This window comes from Paenibacillus sp. YYML68 (assembly GCF_027923405.1).
Lineage (GTDB): Bacteria > Bacillota > Bacilli > Paenibacillales > NBRC-103111 > Paenibacillus_G.
Genome location: NZ_BQYI01000001.1, coordinates 1,574,637 through 1,595,930, shown reverse-complemented (window position 1 = coordinate 1,595,930; position 21,294 = coordinate 1,574,637). Strand labels below are relative to the sequence as shown.

At 55.0% G+C, this 21,294-nt stretch carries 15 protein-coding genes; 3 read left to right on the top strand and 12 right to left on the bottom strand.

Annotated elements, in window-relative coordinates; translation table 11 throughout:
• Positions 1-70 precede the first annotated feature (70 nt).
• The 5 genes from PAE68_RS07040 to PAE68_RS07020 form a co-directional block, all read right to left on the bottom strand.
• Positions 71-1,894, bottom strand: coding sequence for a polysaccharide biosynthesis protein (locus PAE68_RS07040; RefSeq protein ID WP_281885448.1), 1,824 nt, complete (start codon positions 1,892-1,894; stop codon positions 71-73).
• Positions 1,895-1,924: 30 nt separating this feature from the next.
• On the bottom strand, positions 1,925-2,626 hold the full coding sequence (locus tag PAE68_RS07035; RefSeq protein WP_281885446.1) for a CpsD/CapB family tyrosine-protein kinase: 702 nt from the start codon (positions 2,624-2,626) through the stop codon (positions 1,925-1,927).
• Positions 2,607-3,365: a YveK family protein gene (locus PAE68_RS07030; RefSeq protein ID WP_281885444.1), complete on the bottom strand. Its 759-nt coding sequence runs from the start codon at positions 3,363-3,365 to the stop codon at positions 2,607-2,609. The genes PAE68_RS07035 and PAE68_RS07030 overlap by 20 nt, the downstream gene beginning before the upstream one ends.
• A 141-nt stretch (positions 3,366-3,506) precedes the next feature.
• Positions 3,507-5,945 carry an S-layer homology domain-containing protein gene (locus PAE68_RS07025; RefSeq protein ID WP_281885442.1) on the bottom strand — a complete coding sequence of 813 codons (2,439 nt, stop codon included), beginning with the start codon at positions 5,943-5,945 and terminating at the stop codon, positions 3,507-3,509.
• Between the two features lie 251 nt (positions 5,946-6,196).
• Positions 6,197-6,964: a tyrosine-protein phosphatase gene (locus PAE68_RS07020; protein WP_281885440.1), complete on the bottom strand. Its 768-nt coding sequence runs from the start codon at positions 6,962-6,964 to the stop codon at positions 6,197-6,199.
• Between the two features lie 278 nt (positions 6,965-7,242).
• On the opposite strand from PAE68_RS07020, the gene PAE68_RS07015 reads away from it, so the two are divergent.
• Positions 7,243-8,781 (top strand): ATP-binding protein, encoded by a 1,539-nt coding sequence (locus PAE68_RS07015; protein WP_281885437.1) that lies wholly within the window; start codon positions 7,243-7,245, stop codon positions 8,779-8,781.
• A gap of 283 nt (positions 8,782-9,064) precedes the next feature.
• Here PAE68_RS07015 and PAE68_RS07010 read toward each other — a convergent pair whose 3' ends face one another.
• Complete coding sequence (locus PAE68_RS07010) at positions 9,065-10,960, bottom strand: PrkA family serine protein kinase (RefSeq protein ID WP_281885435.1); 1,896 nt, start codon at positions 10,958-10,960, stop codon at positions 9,065-9,067.
• Positions 10,947-11,162 carry a hypothetical protein gene (locus tag PAE68_RS07005; RefSeq protein ID WP_281885433.1) on the bottom strand — a complete coding sequence of 72 codons (216 nt, stop codon included), beginning with the start codon at positions 11,160-11,162 and terminating at the stop codon, positions 10,947-10,949. The genes PAE68_RS07010 and PAE68_RS07005 overlap by 14 nt, the downstream gene beginning before the upstream one ends.
• Positions 11,163-11,285: 123 nt before the next feature.
• Between PAE68_RS07005 and PAE68_RS07000 the strand changes: the two genes are divergently transcribed.
• A complete protein-coding gene (locus PAE68_RS07000; protein WP_281885431.1) occupies positions 11,286-12,062 on the top strand; it encodes a DUF2161 domain-containing phosphodiesterase in 777 nt (258 codons plus the stop codon).
• A 53-nt stretch (positions 12,063-12,115) separates the two neighbouring features.
• On the opposite strand, the gene PAE68_RS06995 is transcribed toward PAE68_RS07000, so the two are convergent.
• From PAE68_RS06995 to PAE68_RS06975, 5 genes are all read right to left on the bottom strand, one after another.
• Entirely contained in the window at positions 12,116-13,051 is a 936-nt protein-coding gene (locus tag PAE68_RS06995) for an NAD(P)/FAD-dependent oxidoreductase (RefSeq protein WP_281885429.1), read from the bottom strand.
• A gap of 632 nt (positions 13,052-13,683) precedes the next feature.
• A complete protein-coding gene (locus tag PAE68_RS06990) occupies positions 13,684-14,988 on the bottom strand; it encodes an MFS transporter (RefSeq protein ID WP_281885426.1) in 1,305 nt (434 codons plus the stop codon).
• 1,062 nt (positions 14,989-16,050) lie between these two features.
• Positions 16,051-17,361 (bottom strand): ABC transporter substrate-binding protein, encoded by a 1,311-nt coding sequence (locus tag PAE68_RS06985; protein WP_281885424.1) that lies wholly within the window; start codon positions 17,359-17,361, stop codon positions 16,051-16,053.
• A 209-nt stretch (positions 17,362-17,570) separates the two neighbouring features.
• Complete coding sequence (locus tag PAE68_RS06980; RefSeq protein WP_281885422.1) at positions 17,571-18,410, bottom strand: carbohydrate ABC transporter permease; 840 nt, start codon at positions 18,408-18,410, stop codon at positions 17,571-17,573.
• A complete protein-coding gene (locus PAE68_RS06975; RefSeq protein WP_281885420.1) occupies positions 18,410-19,294 on the bottom strand; it encodes a carbohydrate ABC transporter permease in 885 nt (294 codons plus the stop codon). The genes PAE68_RS06980 and PAE68_RS06975 overlap by 1 nt, the downstream gene beginning before the upstream one ends.
• Positions 19,295-19,461: 167 nt before the next feature.
• Between PAE68_RS06975 and PAE68_RS06970 the strand changes: the two genes are divergently transcribed.
• Entirely contained in the window at positions 19,462-21,294 is a 1,833-nt protein-coding gene (locus PAE68_RS06970) for a cache domain-containing sensor histidine kinase (RefSeq protein ID WP_281885418.1), read from the top strand.

Below are 21,294 nucleotides of genomic sequence, written 5' to 3'. Positions count from 1 at the left end.
AGATACAGAAAAAAAATATACAAAATATTTCACCCTATTTTTTTGTTTTTAATTAGAACAATATTCCCTTTTATGAAACATTCAAAAACGTCGGCACCATCTTCTTCAGCATCTCGCGAATCGCCTGTTGATCCTCAAGCGTCACCTTCTCCAGCTTCTTCAGCTCGAACTCGAGCTGTGCAGGGTTCAGATGAAGCGGCTTCCCTACAAAGATCCGATCATGCTTCGTCGAGCCGAGCCCCTCCTCATCCGTCAGCAGCTCCTCATACAGCTTCTCGCCAGGGCGCATGCCGGTGAACTCGATCTCAATGTCATCATACGGCGTGAAGCCGGATAGACGGATCAAGTCCTCAGCCAGCTGGACGATCTTCACGGGCTCGCCCATGTCGAGGATGAATACTTCGCCGCCTTGGGCGAAGGCACCGGCCTGGATGACGAGCTGGACGGCTTCCGGGATCGTCATGAAGTAGCGGATCATCTCGGGATGCGTGACCGTGACCGGACCGCCGAGGGCGATCTGCTTCTTGAAGTGCGGGATGACGCTGCCGCGGCTGCCTAATACGTTGCCGAAGCGGACGGCGACGAACTTCGTCTGGCTCGTCTTGTCGAGCGACTGGATGATCATCTCGGCGATACGCTTCGTCGTGCCCATGATGCTGGTCGGGTTGACGGCCTTATCGGTCGAGATGAGGACGAAGCGCTCGCTGCCATAGCGGTCTGCAGCTTCTGCGACGTTCTTCGTACCGAACACGTTGTTCTTGATCGCCTCGGCCGGGTTACGCTCCATGAGCGGGACATGCTTATGCGCCGCGGCGTGGAACACGACCTGAGGACGATACGTGTCGAACACCTCATGTATACGCTCACGATCCTGAATATCAGCGATGATCGTCTCGATCGGCAGCTCCGGGTACTTACGGCGAATCTCCATCTCGATATTGTAGATGCTGTTCTCGCCATGTCCGAGCAGAATCAGGCACTTCGGCTGGAATGGTCCGATCTGGCGGCACAGCTCAGAGCCGATCGACCCACCAGCTCCCGTCACGAGCACCACTTTATTTTCCACATAATTCGCGATGCCTTCCAGATCGACATTGATCGGATCACGACCGAGCAGATCCTCCACCTCAACGTGACGTATTTCCTTAATCGTCACCTTACCATCGATCAGATCCTGAAGTCGAGGGATCAGCTTCAGCTTCGCCTTGGTCGTCTTACATACCTCGATGATCTCAGCCGTCTCCTTGCGTGACAGCGACGGTATCGCAATAATAATCTCATCAATGTCCATCCGGTCTACGATAATCGGCAAGTCAGACCTGCCGCTTAACACCGGAATGTTATGAATGTGATGCCTGTGCTTCGTCCGATCATCATCCATGAATACGACAGGGTACAGGTCAGCATTCGGCTGGTTCAGCATCTCCTTCGCAATCATCGCACCGCAGTCGCCAGCGCCGTAGATGAGCGCCCGCTTCTGCGAGCTGCTCGGCTTCACGACGTACCGATCACGCACGAACTTCCAAGCGAAGCGCGAGGCGCCCAGCATCAGCAGCAACGTCTCATAATTGCGCAGCAGGACGGACAGCGGCACCCGCTCCTGTGTGAATATGAGCACAAGCACGTACGAAGCAATGACCCCTGCTGTCACTGACTTGAAGATCGCGATCATCTCGTGCGTGCTGGCGTATTGCCACACCCGGTTGTACAGCTTGAAGTGCCGCATCGTATAGATGCAGATGATGCTCGATACTATACCATACAGCATCGCTTGCATGACGAAGGAGGATGGTATGTTTCCGTCAAAACGCAGCACGTACGCTGTCATGATGCTAAACCATACAATGAATACATCCAGCATGACAAGTAATGATAATCGTTTCTCGTAACTCATAACCATCCTCCGTTATCGATCTAGCGCCTGTTATTTTTTATTCTCTGGTGCTCCATAATAATAATAGTAATACGACTCGGCATTCTTGCGGTCCATGTTGTTCAGCACGACGCCGAGTATGCGGGCTTTCACGTGATCAAGATTGGCCTTCGCCTTGATCGCCATGTCGCGCTTCACCTTGCCCGAGTCTACGACGAGAATGACACCGTCACACTTGGTTGCCACGATCTGAGCGTCGGTTACGGCGAGAGCCGGCGGCGTGTCGATCAGCACGATGTCATAGCGACTCTTCAGCTCATCGAGCAGCGCGGTCATCCGCTTGGACGACAGCATCTCCGACGGATTCGGTGGAATCGGTCCAGCGGTAATAATGCTCAGGTTCGGGATGTACGTCTCACGAATTACCTCATCGAGCTGAGCTTGTCCGGCCAGCACACTCGTCAATCCCCAACGGTTCGTCTGAGTAAATGTATGATGCATCGTCGGCTTCCGCAGGTCGGCATCGATCAGCACAACCTTGAGGTCGGTCTGGGCATAGGCCACAGCGAGGTTGGTCAAGGTCGTCGATTTCCCTTCCCCAGGTCCGGCTGATGTGACCATCAGAATGCGCAGGTCTTCATCGATCGCAGAGAACTGGATGTTCGTACGCAGCGTTCGGTACGCTTCTGAGATCGGCGACTTCGGATTCTCATGAGTAATAATCGGGCGGCGATTATTGGTTAATGGTAACATGAGTCGGCTCACCTACCTGTTTAGATGTGGAGGAAGATGACTTCGGATTCGCTAGATCTTCTTCCTTAATCTTCGCAATCATAGCTACTGTCGGCAAATTCAAATATTGCTTAACGTCTTCCTCGGTCTTAATGGAATCGTCCATGTAATCGAACAGGAAGGCAAGACCGATCGCGATCATCAGCGACACGATGAAGCTGATCGCAATATTGAGCTTCGGGTTAGGCTTGACCGGCACCGGATTGTCGATGTAGATGGCCTCATTCAGCAGCGACACGTTGTCGACCTTCATGATTTGCGGAATTTCTTGCTGGAACACCCTGGATACGGCGTTCACAATATCGGCCGCTTTATTGTAAGAGTTGTCTTGTACGATTAATGTCATCACCTGCGTGTTGTTCACAGAGCTCACTCGAACTTTCTTAATCAGCTGTTCCGCCGTCAGGTTGAACTGTGGATACTCCTTGGCCACCTTGTCCATAATGCGCGGCGTCTTAATAACTTCCTTATACGTCTCAATGAGACGAATATTCAGGTTAACCGAGTTAATATCGACCTGCTGCAGGCCTTGCTGTTCATTCGATTTGTTCACAATGAGCTTCGTTGAAGCTTCATATACCGGTGTCATGAAGAAGTAGCTGACTACTCCCGTGGTCAGTGTACACAGCAATACAAAAACGAGGATTAACCAGATCCGTTTCTTAATGATCTTCAAGTAATCCCTCAAATCGAGCTCCATTATGTTCCCCCATCCCTGTTCATGCTCGTTCATCTTATTCGATAAGATTCGAATGATTCCCACAATTTTCGCGCATAATGGCAAAATGAATGAAGCACCTCCCTCCACACGGAGAGGAGGCACCTCAATCACGATAGCAGCTTATTTATTCAGCAGTCGGTAGATGACCACTGCAGCTTGCGCACGAGTCGAATCACCGTTCGGGTTAAACTTCTCATTCTCTTCACCGATCACGATACCGTGAGCAGTAGAGAGTGCAACGCCTGCCTTCAGCGTGGAGTCAATCGAGCTATTATCTGTGAACTTCTTCAGAGAAGCATCTACATCCTTCACAGCCGGCCAGCCATTCACAGCTGACAGCGCACGAGCGGCGATCGTCGCCATCTCAGCACGAGTAATCTTGCCGTTCGGCTCGAACTTGCCTTCGGAGCGTCCGTTCACGAGACCGTGCTTCACAGCTGCAGCTACGTATGGAGCGAACCAATCGGTAGCCTCGACGTCGTCGAACGTCTCCTTCGCATTCGGCGTGTTCAGGCCGTATGCATTCACAATCATCTTCGCGAATTCTGCACGCGTCACAGAATCGTTAGGAACGAACTGCTTGTCCGCACGACCTTCCACAATACCCTTCGCTGCAGCAGATTGAATCTGGCGACCTGCCCAGGCGTTCACGGAGCTGGTATCGTCGAACGATACCTTGTTCTCCATGACTGTATATGCGGAGAACGTATACAACCTCGATCCGACACTGCCATTACTAAACTTTCCACCGTAATTCGTCAAGCGATTATCAACTTCGACCTTGAAGATCGACAAGTAATCTGGCTCCGGATGAGTCGGGATATTCAAGCGCAGATCAATCGGTGTCTCAAACGTGCTCTTCACTTGGCCGCCAACTGTAAAAGTAAAGTCAAGTAAAGTGCTTACAAGCGAAGAACGTTTCTGTTCAGGAACGACGTTCTTATCCAACGTCTGTACATCGACCGTCGTATCTGCACCGAATTCGCTCGGGTCCATTCCGATGCTCACATCGTTGAATTCAACTCTCACGAGTTCAACACCATTGTCAGCTGCACCTGCAAATAAATCCTTAGGCAGCGGAATCTTAACTTCCTTCGCCTTCACTTCGCCAAGCGCAAGCTTCAGCTCAGGCTTCACAATCGGTGCGCCAAGCTCCTTCAGCTTGTCGTTCACCTTCTTCGCTTCTTCGGCAACCTTCTTCATATTGCCTGTCAACGCAGCCGCGTCAACCTTCACCTCGGCCTTATCGCCAGTGACGGTCACTTTATCCTTCAGGTCGACGGTCGCAACCTTATCCAGCGCAGCGGCTGCTTGCTTCACAAGGCCGTCCAGCTTGGCGAGCTGCTCGGATAGAGGAAGAGTGGCTAATTCCTGGCCGACCTTGTCCAATTCTTTGTCTAGCTCCTCAATTGGCTCAGCTGGAGGTGGTGTAGTGTTGGAACCGGTGGTTCCATCATCTGGGTTTCCATTCCCTGGGTTGCCATCTGGCGGCGTCTGTTCCTCTTCCTTCTTCAACGACACACTATCCTTCTTCACCAGCAGCACGTCATTCAGCGGCATGCCAGCGGCCAGCTTAATGTAGCCGTTAATCGTTCCGCTAACTTCGCCAACACTGGAGAGCTTAACGGTTACTTTACTATCCTTCGTGCCGTCTACAGTTATGGTCTTATCGGTAGTGGACGAAGGAACGAACTCCCACTTCATCAGAGCAGCAGGAACCTCGATACCGAGCACATTGAACGATAAGCTGTATTCCTCTTTGCCTGAATCACCATGCTTAATCGACGTATTCGCCTCGTAGCGAAGTACCGACAGCGCAATGTTCTCGACCGCCTCACGCTCTGGATCGACCGCATCGATCAGGTTCACGATCACTTGTGCGACATCGTCCGCATTGATCGGATCCTCCGTGTTCTGATGCTTCAGCACGTTGCTGAATGCATTGTCGTCGGCAAGCACATCCGCAATGGCTTCCTTGATGAACGCCTTGATTTTCACCTTGTCATTCGCAAGTGAGGCAAGCTCCAGCAAGCTCTGGCTCTTCAGCTCATCCAGTACCTCGTCCTGCACCTTCATCGCGAAGTCGACCGCATCCTGTACCGTCAGCTCCGGATCAGACAGGCTCGTGTCAGCGTTCTTCGCCAGCGCTTCCAGCGTCTCGCGTACCTCTGCATCGTTCAAGTACTCGTATGCCGAAGCGCTGTTCGTATTGAAGAACAGTCCAAGACGAGCGAACAGCTTCAGAATACGAGCGGAGCTAGTTGCAGAGACCTTGCTTCCCTTAATCTTTTCGGTCAACGGTCTCACAAGCTCAACATCCGTTACGTTCTTCAGCTCTGCGCGGGCATCGCGGATCGATTGTACCCGCTCCTCTTCCCACAGGAACGCTTGATACTGCTGCAAGCGCACGGCTACCGAATCAACCGTTGCTGAGGATTCTGCATGTGCGGTGCTAACCCCCAGCTTCTCCAACAGACCATTCGTGCTAAGCGGCAATCCCGCGAACGAACCAAGTGCCAAGCTGGCTGCAACTGTAGACGCAATAACTTTATTTTTCAATACTCCCATTCCTCTCTGAATCTAATATTATATAAAAAGCAGCATGAGCATCAGTCGCTTCCCTGTTCACATGTACGATATAGCGAACAGGTAGTAGCGAAGTCATTGGCCGCTTTATGAATATAAATCAAGAATACGACGATTTTCTGCAAACATCGCTACAAAATGTTACCATGTCCAGTAGGCAGGGTCAATGAAATACAATAATTTTAAAGAAAATTTTATATACTAAGCCTAGACAAAAATGCGGATTACCCCCATAACTTCCACCATTTCCTCCCAGAAGCTACGGCCGCTGTTCGGACCCGAACCAGTTCCCCCGCGACGAGCCGCTCTGCATTGCCCATCAAGTAGTCTGTCATGTCCGAGCCGCACTGCTCCCGAACCGCCTCATACGCTTGTCTCAGATGGAACGCCCGATGCTCCACGTTATGCGCATCCGACGATACGAATTGGATCAGACCTTGCTTGCACCAAGTGAAGCACAGCTTCTGCAGCTTGCGGCCATATACACCGTTAATCGAATGCGAGGTGAGCTGGGCGAGTGCGCCAGCCTCGATGAGCCGGGACAGCTGCTCGGTGTCTGAAGCGAGCACGGCATTGCGCTCCGGATGCGCGATGATCGGAATGCGGCCCATGAGCAGCAGCTCATGAAGCATCTCCTCGGTATACGACGGCACGTCGGACGAAGGCAGCTCCAGCAGCACGTACGTTGTATCATGCAAGCCGATAGTTACACCGGACTGCAGCTCGTCCAGCAGCTCGCGATTGAGGCGCACCTCTTGGCCGGGCAGCACTTGAACGTCTACGCCATTCGCCTGCAGCAACGCGTTCAACGCCTGGACTCGCTCACGAACCATAGCGCCTGGATTCGTATATTTACCATTGTAATGGTGCGGCGTTGCGATCAATGTATGAATACCGTCGGCCACAGCGGCTCTGGCCATCTGCAGCGCTTGCTCCTCATTCGCGGCGCCGTCATCGATACCAGGCAGGATGTGTGTATGAATATCTATCACTTACCATAACCCCTTACTGCATAGAGCCTTGTTCTTATAATTAAATTATAAAGGCTGTCTGCTTCGATGTCATTGGCTAATTCTGTGTACTTTCGCACAAAAACTTAATTAACCGTTCCCATTTACTTCATATTTCGACAAGCGGTATAATATAATGACCTTTACCTCATTTATTTCACGAACGATTTCTACTATATTATACATGGCACGGCATGCTACTTATCGAGGTACGACTCATACCATATGTAACGATTGCAACAGGCAGGTGATCTTCATCCATGCAAAAAATTCCGGTCGTGCGAGATAAAAGAAGCTCCGATATCGAAATCATTTCGTCCGATGAGGTCATGAAGATCGAGTGTATTCGAGATCGGGAGTTTTTGATATATACCGCTCATGACAAATTTTATTGGGCAGCCTCTCTCGAGGGCTTCGAGGAGTTCTTGTTCGAGGAGAACTTCCGCTTGATCGACCAGATGACATTGGTCAATATGAACTGCGTGACGAATTACGATTCTCGCAAGGGCATCGTGACGCTGCAAGCGGATTCCGACTCCACGATGCGCACCGCCTCGGCTGCGTGGATTCAGGGAGATCATATCGTCAAGCTGATGAGTCTTATACAGAAGATGAAGAAGCTCGAGCATGGGATGCCAGATGAAGAGGATGACAAGCTGTTCGAGACGATTCTCGCTCAGGAAGAGGATCATCGATTCGCCCGTTCGTATGCGATGATCAAGGCGCTGTATGAGAAGCGCAAGACGGAGATTCTATTAGAAGAGAGCGAGCTGCGCAACAAGTCGTTGTTCGTCCATAACCCGGACCCGATCTGTTCGCTGAATCTGAACGGCCTCATCACGAGCGTGAATCCGGCGATGATCGCTGTCACGGGCTACACGGAGAAGGACTTACTACATAAGACGATCGGAACGCTCATACTGCCCGAGCATTATCCACAGTGGTATAACTTCTTCCACGATACGATCCAAGGGGCAACTCCCCAATATGAGCTTGCCTTCCAGCACAAGCAAGGCAAGCGTATCGAGCTGAGCGTACACAGCTTCCCAATCTATGTAGGCAAGCAGATCGCCGGCATCTATATGATCGGTCAAGACATTAGCGAGCGCAAGCGCGCAGAAGAGATGCTTATTCGCTCCGAGAAGCTGTCGATCGTCGGTCAATTAGCGGCTGGCGTCGCACATGAGATCCGCAATCCGTTAACGTCGCTCAAGGGCTTCGTTCAACTGATGCAGACACGTGTACAAGGCTTCGACCATTACTTCAATATAATGAAGGAAGAGCTTGACCGCATTAACTTTATCGTCAGCGAATTTCTCGTGATTGCGAAGCCGCAGTCCATCGCCTATGAGCCGAGCAACGCCGAGTCAATTGTGCTGAGCACGGTGATGCTGCTTGGTGGGCAAGCTGCAGGCCGCAATGTGGAGATCGAGGTCGACACAGAGCCGAACCTCCCCCCCATTATATGTAATGAGAATCAGATTAAGCAGGTGTTCATTAACGTGCTTAACAATTCGATCGACTCGATGAACGAGGGCGGTACGATCCGTATTGAGCTTAGAAGGCTGGACGATCGCCGTGTGCTGCTGCGCTTCATGGATGAAGGCTGTGGCATTCCGGAGGACCGTCTTCCTAAGCTGGGCGAGCCGTTCTATACAACGAAGGAGAAGGGCACCGGCCTAGGCCTAATGGTCACATTCCGAATTATCGAGGATCATGGCGGCGAGATGAAAATCTACAGCCAGGTCGGCGTCGGTACGACGGTCGAAATTGTACTCCGCGCAGCCGAGTCCGAATAGGGACAGGAAGCCCGCGGATGTAAGCGTCCGCGCTGACCTTAGTCAGGGGGCTTACGGACGCAGAGGCAGGACGACTGCATGTAGAGACGAAGAGGACTGCCGGGGATATCGGCAGTCCTCTTTGGTGAATCGCGGGTGTCCAGTTAGCAAGCTGGCTGGTCGGCGGTTGAGCTGTTGATTAGCACGAGGGTGTCCAGCTGCTGCTGAGCTGTTGATCGGCATGCGTTGGTCCAGCTTAGCTGGGCTGCTGGTCGGCGGCTGGGCTGTTGCCGCAAGCGAACAGCTAGCGGTTCAGCAGGCTGCCCACATAACGCAGCAGCTCGTTGGCCGACGCTGTCGTGTAGCCATGCTCCTCCACCAGTCGCTTGATGACCTCGTTAATGCGCTTCAGCTGGTTCTCGTCTGGCGTCTTCGTCGAGGTCGTGATTTTCACAATATCCTTGAGGTCGGTGAACAGCTTCTTCTCGATCGCCTCACGCAGACGCTCATGGCTGCTGTAGTCGAATCTTCTGCCCTTACGCGAGTACGACGACATACGGATCAGAATCTCCTCGCGGAACGCCTTCTTCGCATTCTCGCTGATGCCGATCTGCTCCTCAATCGAACGCATGAGGCGCTCATCCGGGTCCATCTCCTCACCTGTCAGCGGGTCCTTGATCTTCGTCCAGTTGCAATACGCCTCGATGTTGTCGAGGTAATTGTTGAACAGCGTCTTCGCGGACTCGTCGAACGAGTACACGAACGCCTTCTGCACTTCCTTCTTCGCCAGCTCGTCATATTCCTTGCGTGCGATGGAGATGAAGTTCAGGTAACGCTCGCGCTCCTCCTTCGTAATCGAAGGATGCTGGTCGAGTCCGTCCTTAAGCGCACGCAGCACGTCGAGTGCATTGATGAATTCAAGATCATGACGAATGAGTGCGCTCGAGATGCGGTTGATGACGTAGCGCGGGTCGATGCCGGTCATGCCTTCCTCGAGGAACTCGTTCTGCATCTCCTTCAGGTCCGCTTCCTTGTAGCCTTCGACCTCTTGGCCGTCGTACATGCGCATCTTCTTCACCAGATCCATGCCCTGCTTCTTCGACTCCTTGAGCCTGGTCATGATCGAGAAGATCGCCGCGGCTCGCAGCGAATGAGGCGCGATGTGAACATGGCGCATATCGCTCTGCTCGATGAGCTTGGCGTATATTTTCTCCTCCTCGGACACCTTGAGGTTATATGGAATCGGCATGACGATCATGCGGGATTGGAGCGCTTCATTCTTCTTATTGCTGATGAATGCCTTGTACTCCGACTCGTTCGTATGCGCGATGATGAGCTCGTCGGCACTGATGAGCGCGAAGCGGCCAGCCTTGAAGTTGCCCTCCTGCGTGAGCGAGAGCAGGTTCCACAGAAACTTCTCGTCGCACTTGAGCATCTCCTGGAACTCCATAATACCGCGATTCGCCTTGTTCAGCTCACCGTCGAATCGGTACGCACGCGGGTCAGACTCGGAGCCGTATTCGGTAATGGTGGAGAAATCGATGCTACCCGTCAGGTCGGCAATATCTTGAGACTTCGGATCAGATGGACTGAACGTACCAATCCCGACGCGGCTCTCCTCCGACAGCAATACGCGCTCGACCAGCACTTCCTCGATTCTGCCGTTATATTCGTCGCGCAGACGAATCTGGCACGATGGGCACAGGTTGCCCTCGATGCGGACGCCGAACTCCTGCTCGACCTCCGGACGAAGCTCATTGGGGATGAGATGGAGCGGCTCCTCATGCATCGGGCAGCCCTTGATGGCGAAGACAGCGCCCTTCTCTGTTCTGGAGAACTGCTCCAGACCCCGCTTCAGCATCGTCACGAGCGTCGACTTACCGCCACTTACAGGCCCCATCAGCAGCAGGATACGCTTGCGCACGTCCAGACGCTTCGCTGCGGAGTGGAAGTACTCCTCCACAAGCTTCTCAATGGCCGTATCGAGACCGAACAGCTCCTTCTCGAAAAACTGGTACTTGCGCCGCCCGTTCTTCTCCACAATACCGTGAGAGGCGATCATTTCATATACGCGCGCGTGTGCGGTCATAGCCAGACTCGGGTTGTCGCGGAGCAGGTCCATGTACTCGGCGAACGTCCCTGTCCATGAGAGCCTTTCGGTTTCCGTGCGATAATCGGCGATTTTCTTAAATATGTCCATATTCGATAACCTCCTCCGGGCTTTGCGAAGCAAAACCAGCTTTCATGAGCATCGGTACAAGCTGCGGCTGACGGTAAGGCTGTCGTAGCGTCATCGACCGTGAGATCGACAGCGGTCGGGCTTCCAGCACCTTCCTGCCGAACTCGAAGTGTATTAAATACCTATGCGCCGCTGAGGAGAAGTTGACCTGTTTTTTAGACAAAGCAGAGAAATTCGCCTATAATGACTGTACTTAAATGACCGAAAGAGCGTTCACACTCTCCATAGGCTGGTGTTCTAAGCTGTAGCCAAGGGCGGTGTCGACGAGATCGAAGGGGCGGGCGTCGTGGCGATCAAGAGTGAGATGGAGCTGTACGCTCCTGTCAAAGCATATCTGGAGCAGCTTGGCTACGAGGTGCGGGGCGAGGTGCGTCATTGCGACATCGTGGCGATCCGCGGCGAGGAGCCGCCGCTGATCGTGGAGCTGAAGCGCAGCTTCTCGGTGCCGCTGCTGCTGCAGGGCATCGACCGTCTGCGGCTGTCGCGGACGGTGTACGTGGCGTTCGAGCGGCCCGCTAAGGGGCGCGCTCCGCACGGAGCGAGCTGGTCCGAGCTGCGCATGCTGTGCGGTATGCTGGGTCTGGGTATGATGACGGTGCAGTTCTATAAGAGCCGCAAGCCGCGCGTCGAGGTCGAGTGCCATCCACCGGAGCTGTCGCCGGAAGGACGAGCTGCTGCAGGCAACGTCCGCAAGCCGCGTCGCAGCAAATATGCCGCCGACAAGCTGGAGAAGGAATTCAAGGAGCGACAGGGCGATTACAACGTGGGCGGCAGCTCGAAGCGCAAGCTCGTCACCGCTTACCGCGAGAAGGCGCTGCAGCTGGCGCACCTGCTCCACCGCTACGGCCCGCAAGCCCCGCGCAAGCTGCGCGACGCGACAGGCAACGCCCAAGCAGCCGCCACGCTGCGCAGCAACGTGTACGGCTGGTTCGAGCGAGTAGAGCGCGGCATATACCGCCTTACGCCAGCAGGCGAGGCGGCGCTCGACGAGTACAAGCATGTGCTCGAAGGCGGGTTTCGGTTCGAGGAGACAGGCGGGCTGGACGGGGAGGGGGCACAATAGTCGGGTGAGTGGTGCGGCAATCCCTACTACCATCCAACCGCCACTCGGAGCCGTTAGAAGGAGCCGACAGGCTGCTGCGCCTTCAGCTTCAGCAGCTCCTTATGCATCCAGATGGCCGCTTGAGAGCCGTCGCCCATCGCAATGACGGACTGCTCCGAATGAACGCCAATATCGCCTGCTGCCCATACGCGGGGGACTGACGTCATTTTTGTCCGCGGATCGACGATAATGTGCTTGTTCTCCATCCGCTCAATGCCGAGCGAAGCTGCCCATTCCGATTCAACCTTATTGCCTCCGAATGCAATGAACCCCTTCTCCCCTTCGATGACACGACCATCTGCGAGTCTGACACCTGTGAGCCTCGACACTTCTCCATCCTGCTCACCCAGCACCTCTGTAATCTCTGCCTCTATATAAGCAATGCCGAGCTCCTGAAGCTTCTCGTGCTTGTCGCTGCCGATAACAGTCCGCTCATGATTCACATAGACGAGATCGTCGCACCAGTACCGCAGCGTGATCGCCATCCCAGCTCCAGCCACACCTGCGCCAAGAACGATGGTCCGCTTACCTGACGTCTCATAGCCGTCACAGTCCGGACAGACGTAGATGCTGCACCCGAGCTTGTCTGTCAGGCCTGGCAAAGCAGGATAACGATCTCTGATCCCTGTTGCGATGAGCATCGTCCGAGCTCTTAGCACACCGCCAAGACGCGCAAGCGCCAGCTCGAACTGTTCGCCGTCACGCGCTGCTGCGATGACCTCGTCCTCCACGAACTGAACACCGTATTGCTCCGCTTGTGCTCGTCCAAGTGAACGCAAGTGCTGTCCCGACACGCCCTCCGGCCAGCCGAGAATGTTGTTATAGCTCACACAGAGCGTGGAACGCCCCTCTCCCTTATCGATCACGAGCACCCGATGCTTGTACCGACCCAGCTGAATCGCAGCCTGCAGTCCGGCAAAGCCTCCACCAACAATAATGCTATCGTACATCTCATAATCCCCTGCCTCTTCGGAACGTGTTGTACTGCTTAGCATTTCTTCGCAGAGGGGGGATTATGCAGGGGGGATCGCGGGGCGGGGCGCGACGGGCGCGGACGGCTTGGCGTTACGATGATTCGCATCGTAACGGAGGGGCGCGCGGCGCGGACCGGGCGCGGACGGCTTGGCGTTACGATGATTCTCATCGTAACGGAGGGGCGCGCGACGCAGGCTGGGCGCGGGCGGGATGGCGTTACGATGATTCCCATCGTAACGGAGGGGCGCGCGCCGCGGACCGGGCGCGGGCGGGATGGCGTTACGATGATTCCCATCGTAACGCAGGGGCGCGCGCCGCGGACCGGGCGCGGTCGGCGTTGCGTTACGATGATTCGCATCGTAACGGTGGGGCGCGCGCCGTGGACCGGGCGCGGACGGCTTGGCGTTACGATGATTCTCATCGTAACGGAGGGGCGCGCGGCGCGGACCGGGCGCGGGCGGGATGGCGTTACGATGATTCGCATCGTAACGGAGGGGCGCGCGACGCGGATCGGGCGCGGGCGGGATGGCGTTACGATGATTCGCATCGTAACGTCAAAAAGGGCTGGTTGTTATGACACCATCCGTCATAAGAACCAGCCCCAACCCTACGCCTCCGCACGCTCCTGTCGCTGCTGGTGGTCTACGGGGGCGAGAGGTTTGGGTTCGCCTGAACCATTTTCAACAAAGAGGTATAGTGTGATCTGCAGGGCGGCCGCGACGAGCAGTACCCAAGGTAGCAGCTCAATTCCGTAGCGCTCTAACACGAGCACGAAGCTGACAATTGCAATAATACGGCCAATATTGATGAAGATCTCACGCAGCACGACCGACTCGACCCGCAGCTCGCCGCGTAACGGTAGCTCGCCAATCGTTCGATAGAAGAACACGGTGATCGTATTGCCCTGTAGCGGCGCACAGACGGAGTACAGAATCATGAAGATGAGCACGGACCCGATCGACATATCCGCTACGATGAACAGTGTTCCGAGTACGAAGCCGAGTGTCGATAATACGATCATTCGCTTCGCTAACGATTCGTTACCGAACCGTGAGATGTACATACTTGCCCCAATGCTAAGCAGCGCGAACAGCACGCCAAGGTAGCCAACGATGTCCTCCCTTGGGATAAGCCGGAATAGCAGGATGTTGGGGAGGAACAGCATCAGACCCTGCAGCAGCCCTAGCGATAAAAAACCGTACATCGACTTCGCCCACCGCTTATGCTTGCGGATGAGCAAGCCCGAGTACTTCAGATAATACGTGCGGTGATGAGACGCATTCGACTTAATCCGCAGACTGCCGATGCTCGCGATGAAGAACATGACACAGGCGATGCCGAAGACGAGTGTATAGCCCTGCAGCCCGTCGTTCATACGGATGAGGAAGCCTGCGAGCGCTGGTCCGACAAGCCCGCCAAGCATAAACATGGTCGTATTCAGCGCGAGATAACGAATCCGGTTCTGATCCGTCGACACTTCATACATCAGCGTCAAGTATCCAACCCAGTAGAAGGCACCGGCAATACCGTGGCCTATAGCGAAGAGCAGATACCACGACGCTACTAGCTCCCCAGCGAACACGACCGCAAGATAAAATACCGCGTTCATCGCTATGCCGATCCGGTATACGACCATCCGATCTTTCTTCTTAATCATCCAGCCGCCGAATACGAAGCCTACCATCATAGCCGAAAAACTCGTTGCAAAATAAATGGCGTTGATCGTCAAGCTCTCGGTTAACCGCCATAAATAAAGCGTCAGGAACACGCCGGACATCGATGCGCCGAACTGGAAGCAGAAGTGAATGAACAACGATACCGCAGCTTCATTGGAGAGCCGCTTGTCCGGAGGGATGCTTGACCTACGTGATTCGAGCCAGCCGGATAATGTTGCAGGAAGTGCCTTCGTCATAACGCTCGATCCTCCAAGCTTGAACAGATGTTCTTCCCATTGTATAGCGACCCGGCATCGTTGCATAATGGTCAAATTCCGCTCTCACCGCATATAGCGCCGTAATTCGTTGCTGGGTGCGATCTTATCCCCGTAATCGGACTATATGTTGGTTATTCTCTCCGATAAGCCGAATCTTCAGGGGGATTGATATTGCGTGTGCAAAAGCGCTATCGCACCGCGCGGCCTGGCGCCCAGCGCACGGCGCTCGCCGTTAGCGCACGTTTCGTGCGCTAACCCACCGCGCGGCCTCGCGCACGGCGCCCAGCGCGCACCGTTAGCGCACGCTTCGTGCGCTAACCCACCGCGCGGCCTCGCGCACGGCGCACGGCGCTCGCCGTTAGCGTACGTTTCGTGCGCTAACCCACCGCGCAGCCTCGCGCACGGCGCCCAGCGCACGGCGCGCACCGTTAGCGCACGTTTCGTGCGCTAACCCACCGCGCGGCCTGTCGCCCAGCGCCCAGCGCGCACCGTTAGCGCACGCTTCGTGCGCTAACCCACCCCGCCGCCTCGCGCACGGCGCCCAGCGCTCGCCGTTAGCGCACCTTTCGTGCGCTAACCCACCCCGCCGCCTCGCGCACGGCGCCCAGCGCTCGCCGTTAGCGCACGTTTCGTGCGTTAACCTACCGCGCGGCCTCGCGGCCAGCGCCCGGCGCTCGCCGTTAGCGCACGCTTCGTGCGCTATCGCACCGCGCCGCCTCGCGCCCAGCGCCCAGCGCTTGCCGTTAGCGCACGTTTCGTGCGCTAACCTACCGCGCGGCCTCGCGCACGGCGCCCGGCGCTCGCCGTTAGCTCACGTTTCGTGCGCTATCGCACCGCGCGGCCTCGCGCACGGCGCCCAGCGCCCGGCGCTCGCCGTTAGCTCACGCTTCGTGCGCTAACCCACCGCGCCACCTCGCGCCCAGCGCCCACCGCGCGGCCTCGCGCCCTCCCGCACCGCACCAGCCTCTCGCCCCAACACAAAAAACACCGCCCCCTACGGGGCGGTGCCTCATAAATCACACGGTAGCTTTCACCGTCGTATTACTTCTTCTTCAGACTATCCCATGCCTCTTGGAACTCCGTCAGCATCTGGTCCTTCGTCTTCTGCTTCGCCACATAAGCCTGCATGGACGCTGCGAACTTCTTGGAGGAAGCTTCGCCGCCTGGGAACTTGAACCAGTTCCAGCTAATCGTCTTGCCGTCCTTGCTGTAGCGGATGATATCAGCAGCCAGAGGGCCGAGAATCTTCTCGTCAGCGGAGATCGTCTTGAACGCAGGGATGAACTTGAACTCTTCAACCATGTACTTCTTACCGAGGTCAGAAGTAACGAGCCAGTTGAGGAACTTCTTCGCCTCTTCCTTGTTCGCGGAGTTCTTGTTGATCACCCAGTTGTTCGGTACGCCGACCGGAAGCTTGTCGTTCGCAGCCGCGTCCTCGCTGATCGGCATTGGCAGGAAGCCTACCTTCAGATCAGGGTTCGTCTGTGTAAGCTGTGTCTGCGTCCAGTTACCTTGCTGTGTCATGGCCGCCTTGCCCGTCGCGAACTCCGTAACCTGAGTCTTGTAGTCCGTCTGCAGCGGGTTCTTGTTGCCGTATTGCAGCTGCAGGTCGAACAGCTTCACCCAATTATCGAACGCTGAGTTGCCAGGAATCTTCGCTGTGCCATCGTTCAAGCCCTTCACGAATGCATTCGCATCTGGCTGGTGAGCGAACGGCAAGTTCACGAAGTGGTTACCCAGTACCCACCACTCGCCGTAGCCGTTCACGAATGGCGTAATGCCTGCGGCCTGGAGCTTCTTCGCCGCTTCCTCCAGCTGGGAGAGCGTCTTCGGCGTCTCCGTAATGCCGGCCTTCTGGAACAGGTCCTTGTTGTACAGGAAGCCGTAGCCCTCAAGGTTCAGCGGCTGACCGTACAGCTTGCCGTCCTTCGTCATTGGCTCCTTCGCCACGTCTACGAGATCCTTCACCCACGGCTCGCCGGACAGGTCCTCGAGGTGCTCGATCCACTTGTCGAGGTCGGAGAAGCCGCCGTTGTTGAAGATGTCAGGCTTGTCGCCGGAGTTGAACTTCGCCATCAGCGCTGCGCCGTAGTCTGCGCCGCCGCCGACTGTATCAACCTGGATTTTCACGCCTGGGTTCTGCTTCTCATACTCCTGCACGAGCTTCGCCAGCGGCTCTGCGATCTCCACCTTGAACTGGAACATCTTCAGCGTTACGTTCTTCGCAGCTGGCTTGTCACCTTGAGCCGCACCGTTGTTCGGCTGAGCGTCATCCTTCTGTGCGCAGCCTGCTGCTGTCGTCATCGCGAGCAAGGCCGCGAGGCTAAGACCTACGATTTTCTTTGTTTTCATCTAAGAACCCTCCCTGTTTGTGTAACTCTCAATTTGAACGTGCGTGTCTTGCTGCTTCTGAATTTATTGTATAAAAGGCTCCGCCCTTCGAACACGTAAGATATTGAACGAAAAGGTGGAACATTTTGAACAAACGCTTTCATCCCATTTATTTACATCCGCAACAAATACAGACTGGCTAGCCTCTAAGCTCACCCTTCGCCAACTGACTACCCCTTCACCGAGCCGGCTGTAATCCCCTCGATAATGTAGCGCTGCATCGACAGGAAGAACAGGATGATCGGAATGACACCCAGTACGAGCGCGGCCAGCGCCATATCCCACTGCTTCGTATATTGACCGAAGAACGAGTACGTGGCGAGTGGAATCGTCCGCAGGTCCGGGCTGTTCAGCACGAGCAGCGGGAGCAGGAAGTCGTTCCAGATCCACAGACTGTTCAGCAGCACGATCGTGACGCTCATCGGCTTCAGGAGCGGGAAGATGATTTTCCAGAATACACCGTAAGGGGAGCAGCCGTCGACCGTCGCCGACTCCTCGATCTCCTTCGGGATCGACTTGATGAAGCCGTGGTACAGGAACACGTTGAGCGATACGCCAAAGCCGAAGTAACAGATGATAAGGCCCAGACGGCTGTCCATCAGACCGACCTCGCTCGCCACCTTCACCAGCGGAATCATGATCGACTGGAACGGAATGACCATCGCCGCGACGAACGCCAGGAACAGCAGGTTATTAAAGCGGGACGGATGCCGCACGAGACGGTAAGCCGCCATCGAGCTCACGAGCACAAGACCGAGGTTACTGAACACCGTAATCCAGAACGAATTCATGAACACCTTCGGGAACTTCATAATGTCCCATACCTTAATATAATTCGCGATGTTGAACGATTTCGGCAGGTTGGACGTGTTCACGAGCAGCTCGCCGAACGTCTTCATCGAGTTGACGATGACGAAGTAGAACGGCACGAGGAACAGCAGCGCGACGATGATGCCGATCACCTCAAGGCTGAACAGCCGGAACGTATAGCTTTTTTTGGATGCCTCCATTACGCCTCAACCTCCTTACGCTTCGTAATTGTAACTTGAACCATCGTAATAATCGCAACGATGATGAAGAACAGGAACGCCTTCGCCGTACCGAGTCCGTATCGATTGTTGCGGAATGCTTCCTCATAGATGTTCAGTGCAACCGATTGTGTGGAGTTAAAAGGTCCGCCCGATGTCAGCGACACGTTGAGATCGTACATCTTGAACGCCCACGAGATCGTTAAGAACAGACACACCGTAATCGATGGCATGATCATCGGGAACGTAATGTTGCGCAGCGTCTGCCAGCGGTTCGCGCCGTCGATGTAAGCGGCCTCCTGCAGCTCCTTCGGCACGTTCGCCAAGCCTGCGATATAGATGACCATTAGATAGCCGGCATGCTGCCACACGCTAACGATGACGATTGCCCAGAAGGCGGTCGGCGAGTCGCCGAGCCACGGAAGCGTGAAGAACCACCAGTCTGTCAGCTCTCCAATGCTCGCGAAGCCCTTCACGAAGATGAACTGCCAGATGAAGCCGAGCAACAGACCGCCGATGACGTTCGGCATGAAGAAGATCGTGCGAAGCACGTTCCGCGACTTCAACGCCTGCGACAGCAAGAGCGCCAGCAAGAAGCCGACAACATTCGCCAGAATCACTTCCGTAACGGTGAATCTTGTCGTGAACCAGAATGACTTGTGGAAGTCCTTATCATTCGTCAGAATGTGGACGAAGTTATCGAATCCGACCCACTTCACGTTGGAGGTGACCCCGTTCCACTCTGTGAACGAGTAGTACATGCTCATGAGGAATGGGACTGCCACTATAATGCTGAAAAAAACGAAAGCCGGTCCGACGAATACAAGCTGCTGCATGAAGCCAGACCACCGCTGGGTTGCTTTCATGGGATCCTCCCCTTTTTTTATAAATTTTACAATCTGCTTGTAAAGTATACGGTAAGTATAAAATTCGACGGATGTAATTAACACTTACTCTCTTGACGTAACAGGTGGAATTTATTGATCTTTATTGTTACAATTAAGGGTGCTGGCGCCGTTAGGAGGACAAGCGTATGATCCGTAACAGCATTCGCAACAAGCTCATTTTATTTTTGCTTGCCGCCACCATTCTGCCCATTTCGACATCGATCGTCATGACGTATTTCGTCACGGAGCGACAGGTCATCGAGGATACGATACAGACCAATTCCCGCTTGATTTATCAAGGCAAGACCAATATGGTTAACTATCTGGAGAGCATCAAGCAAGCGTCAACGTTCGTCTATAACGACCCGAGCTTCTACAGCGTCATTGAGAATGGAGCGCCTGGCTACGGCAGCCGCAACGAGGTGATTCGCGGTCTCATCAGCGTGCACAATGCGGTGCGAGATATTCATCAGGTGTACCTGTACTTGAGCACGACAGACAAGGCGTACTTGTATACACGCGGGAACGTCAACCTGAACGAGACCGGTCAGTCTAAATATGTACCTGCGATTCAGCATAGCAATATTCGCATCGAGCCGACGCATGTCAGCCATACGTATGAGCTATTTTCTATTAATCCCCTGCCGGTCGCCGATGTATTCACGCTGCACCGCTCGATCTCGAACGCGCTGACGCTGAAGGATCTCGGAACGCTGTCCATCGACGTGCGGCTCGACTATATACGCGAGATATGCAGTCAGCTATATGCGACAGGCGAGGAGCTGTACGTGCTCGACGAGTCCGGCAGCATCATCTTCAGCTCGAAGCCGCAGCTGATCGGCGCTGCCATTGCCGCCCCTTGGGTCACTCAGGTGCTGGCGACAGCAGACTGGACGAGCAGCGGCAGCGGTGAATGGAGCGATGACGCGTTCAAGGGCATTCAGATCTACGAGCATATACGTATGCCTTACGCCAATTGGACGATCGTCAAGCGTATCCCCAGCGAGCTGCTATACGCTCACGCTGCGGAGCTGACGTACGCGAATACGGTCATTCTGATCGTCTTCATGATCGTCGTCATCCTCGGCACGCTGTATGTCTCGTTCCGGTTCACGGCACCGATCAAGAAGCTGATCGGCTACATCGGTATCGTCCAGACCGGCAACATGCAGGTCGATATTCATGTCACGAGCAAGGACGAGTTCGGCATACTTGCTCAGCGGTTCCGCACGATGATGCAGCGGATCGACGAGCTCATTCATAAGGAGTACAAGCTGGAGCTTGCCAATAAGACGAACCAGCTGAAGGCGCTTCAGGCGCAGATCAATCCGCATTTTCTATACAACGCGCTGCAATCAATCGGGACGCTCGCGCTGCAGCAGGAGACGACCAAGGTGTACACCCTCCTCTCCTCCCTGGCCAAAATTATGCGCTACAGCATGAACAACGACGAGACGAGCGTCATGCTGAAGCGCGAGGTGGAGCACGTGCGGGCGTATCTCGATCTGCAGCTGCAGCGGTTCGAGGACGAGCTGACGGTCACCATCGACGTATCCGAGGAGGCCGAATCGGTCCGCGTGCCGAAGATGCTGCTCCAGCCTCTCGTGGAGAACTACTTCAAGCATGGGTTCGAGCCTCGCACGCAAGCAGGTCGCCTCTATATTGGCGGCTTCATCAACGCGGAGGGCTGTTTGCAGCTGACGGTGCGGGATAACGGGAAGGGACTGAATGCCGATCAGCTCGAGTCGCTCCAGCAGTCACTTCGGCTGCCGCTGGAGCCCACTGCCGGAGGAGGCGGTGGCACCGCTGCATCGGACAGCATCGGACTGCGCAACGTGCTCGCGCGGCTCATGCTCTATGACGGCAGCGGCCGCAGCAAGGATGCTCGCACGCGCATGCACATCGAGGTACCGCCTGAGGGCGGCTTCCAGGTGACGATCACGATTCCATTGCAGCTACAGCTAGAGGAGGAAGAATAG

Bases quoted from the DNA above. Each gene is read 5' to 3' on its own strand.
- PAE68_RS07030 (WP_281885444.1), bottom strand. From the start codon at position 3,365: ATGGAGCTCGATTTGAGGGATTACTTGAAGATCATTAAGAAACGGATC.
- PAE68_RS06980 (WP_281885422.1), bottom strand. From the start codon at position 18,410: ATGGAGGCATCCAAAAAAAGCTATACGTTCCGGCTGTTCAGCCTTGAG.
- PAE68_RS06970 (WP_281885418.1), top strand. From the start codon at position 19,462: ATGATCCGTAACAGCATTCGCAACAAGCTCATTTTATTTTTGCTTGCC.
- PAE68_RS06990 (WP_281885426.1), bottom strand. From the start codon at position 14,988: ATGACGAAGGCACTTCCTGCAACATTATCCGGCTGGCTCGAATCACGT.
- PAE68_RS07035 (WP_281885446.1), bottom strand. From the start codon at position 2,626: ATGTTACCATTAACCAATAATCGCCGCCCGATTATTACTCATGAGAAT.
- PAE68_RS07010 (WP_281885435.1), bottom strand. From the start codon at position 10,960: ATGGACATATTTAAGAAAATCGCCGATTATCGCACGGAAACCGAAAGG.
- PAE68_RS06975 (WP_281885420.1), bottom strand. From the start codon at position 19,294: ATGAAAGCAACCCAGCGGTGGTCTGGCTTCATGCAGCAGCTTGTATTC.
- PAE68_RS06995 (WP_281885429.1), bottom strand. From the start codon at position 13,051: ATGTACGATAGCATTATTGTTGGTGGAGGCTTTGCCGGACTGCAGGCT.
- PAE68_RS07040 (WP_281885448.1), bottom strand. From the start codon at position 1,894: ATGAGTTACGAGAAACGATTATCATTACTTGTCATGCTGGATGTATTC.
- PAE68_RS06985 (WP_281885424.1), bottom strand. From the start codon at position 17,361: ATGAAAACAAAGAAAATCGTAGGTCTTAGCCTCGCGGCCTTGCTCGCG.
- PAE68_RS07015 (WP_281885437.1), top strand. From the start codon at position 7,243: ATGCAAAAAATTCCGGTCGTGCGAGATAAAAGAAGCTCCGATATCGAA.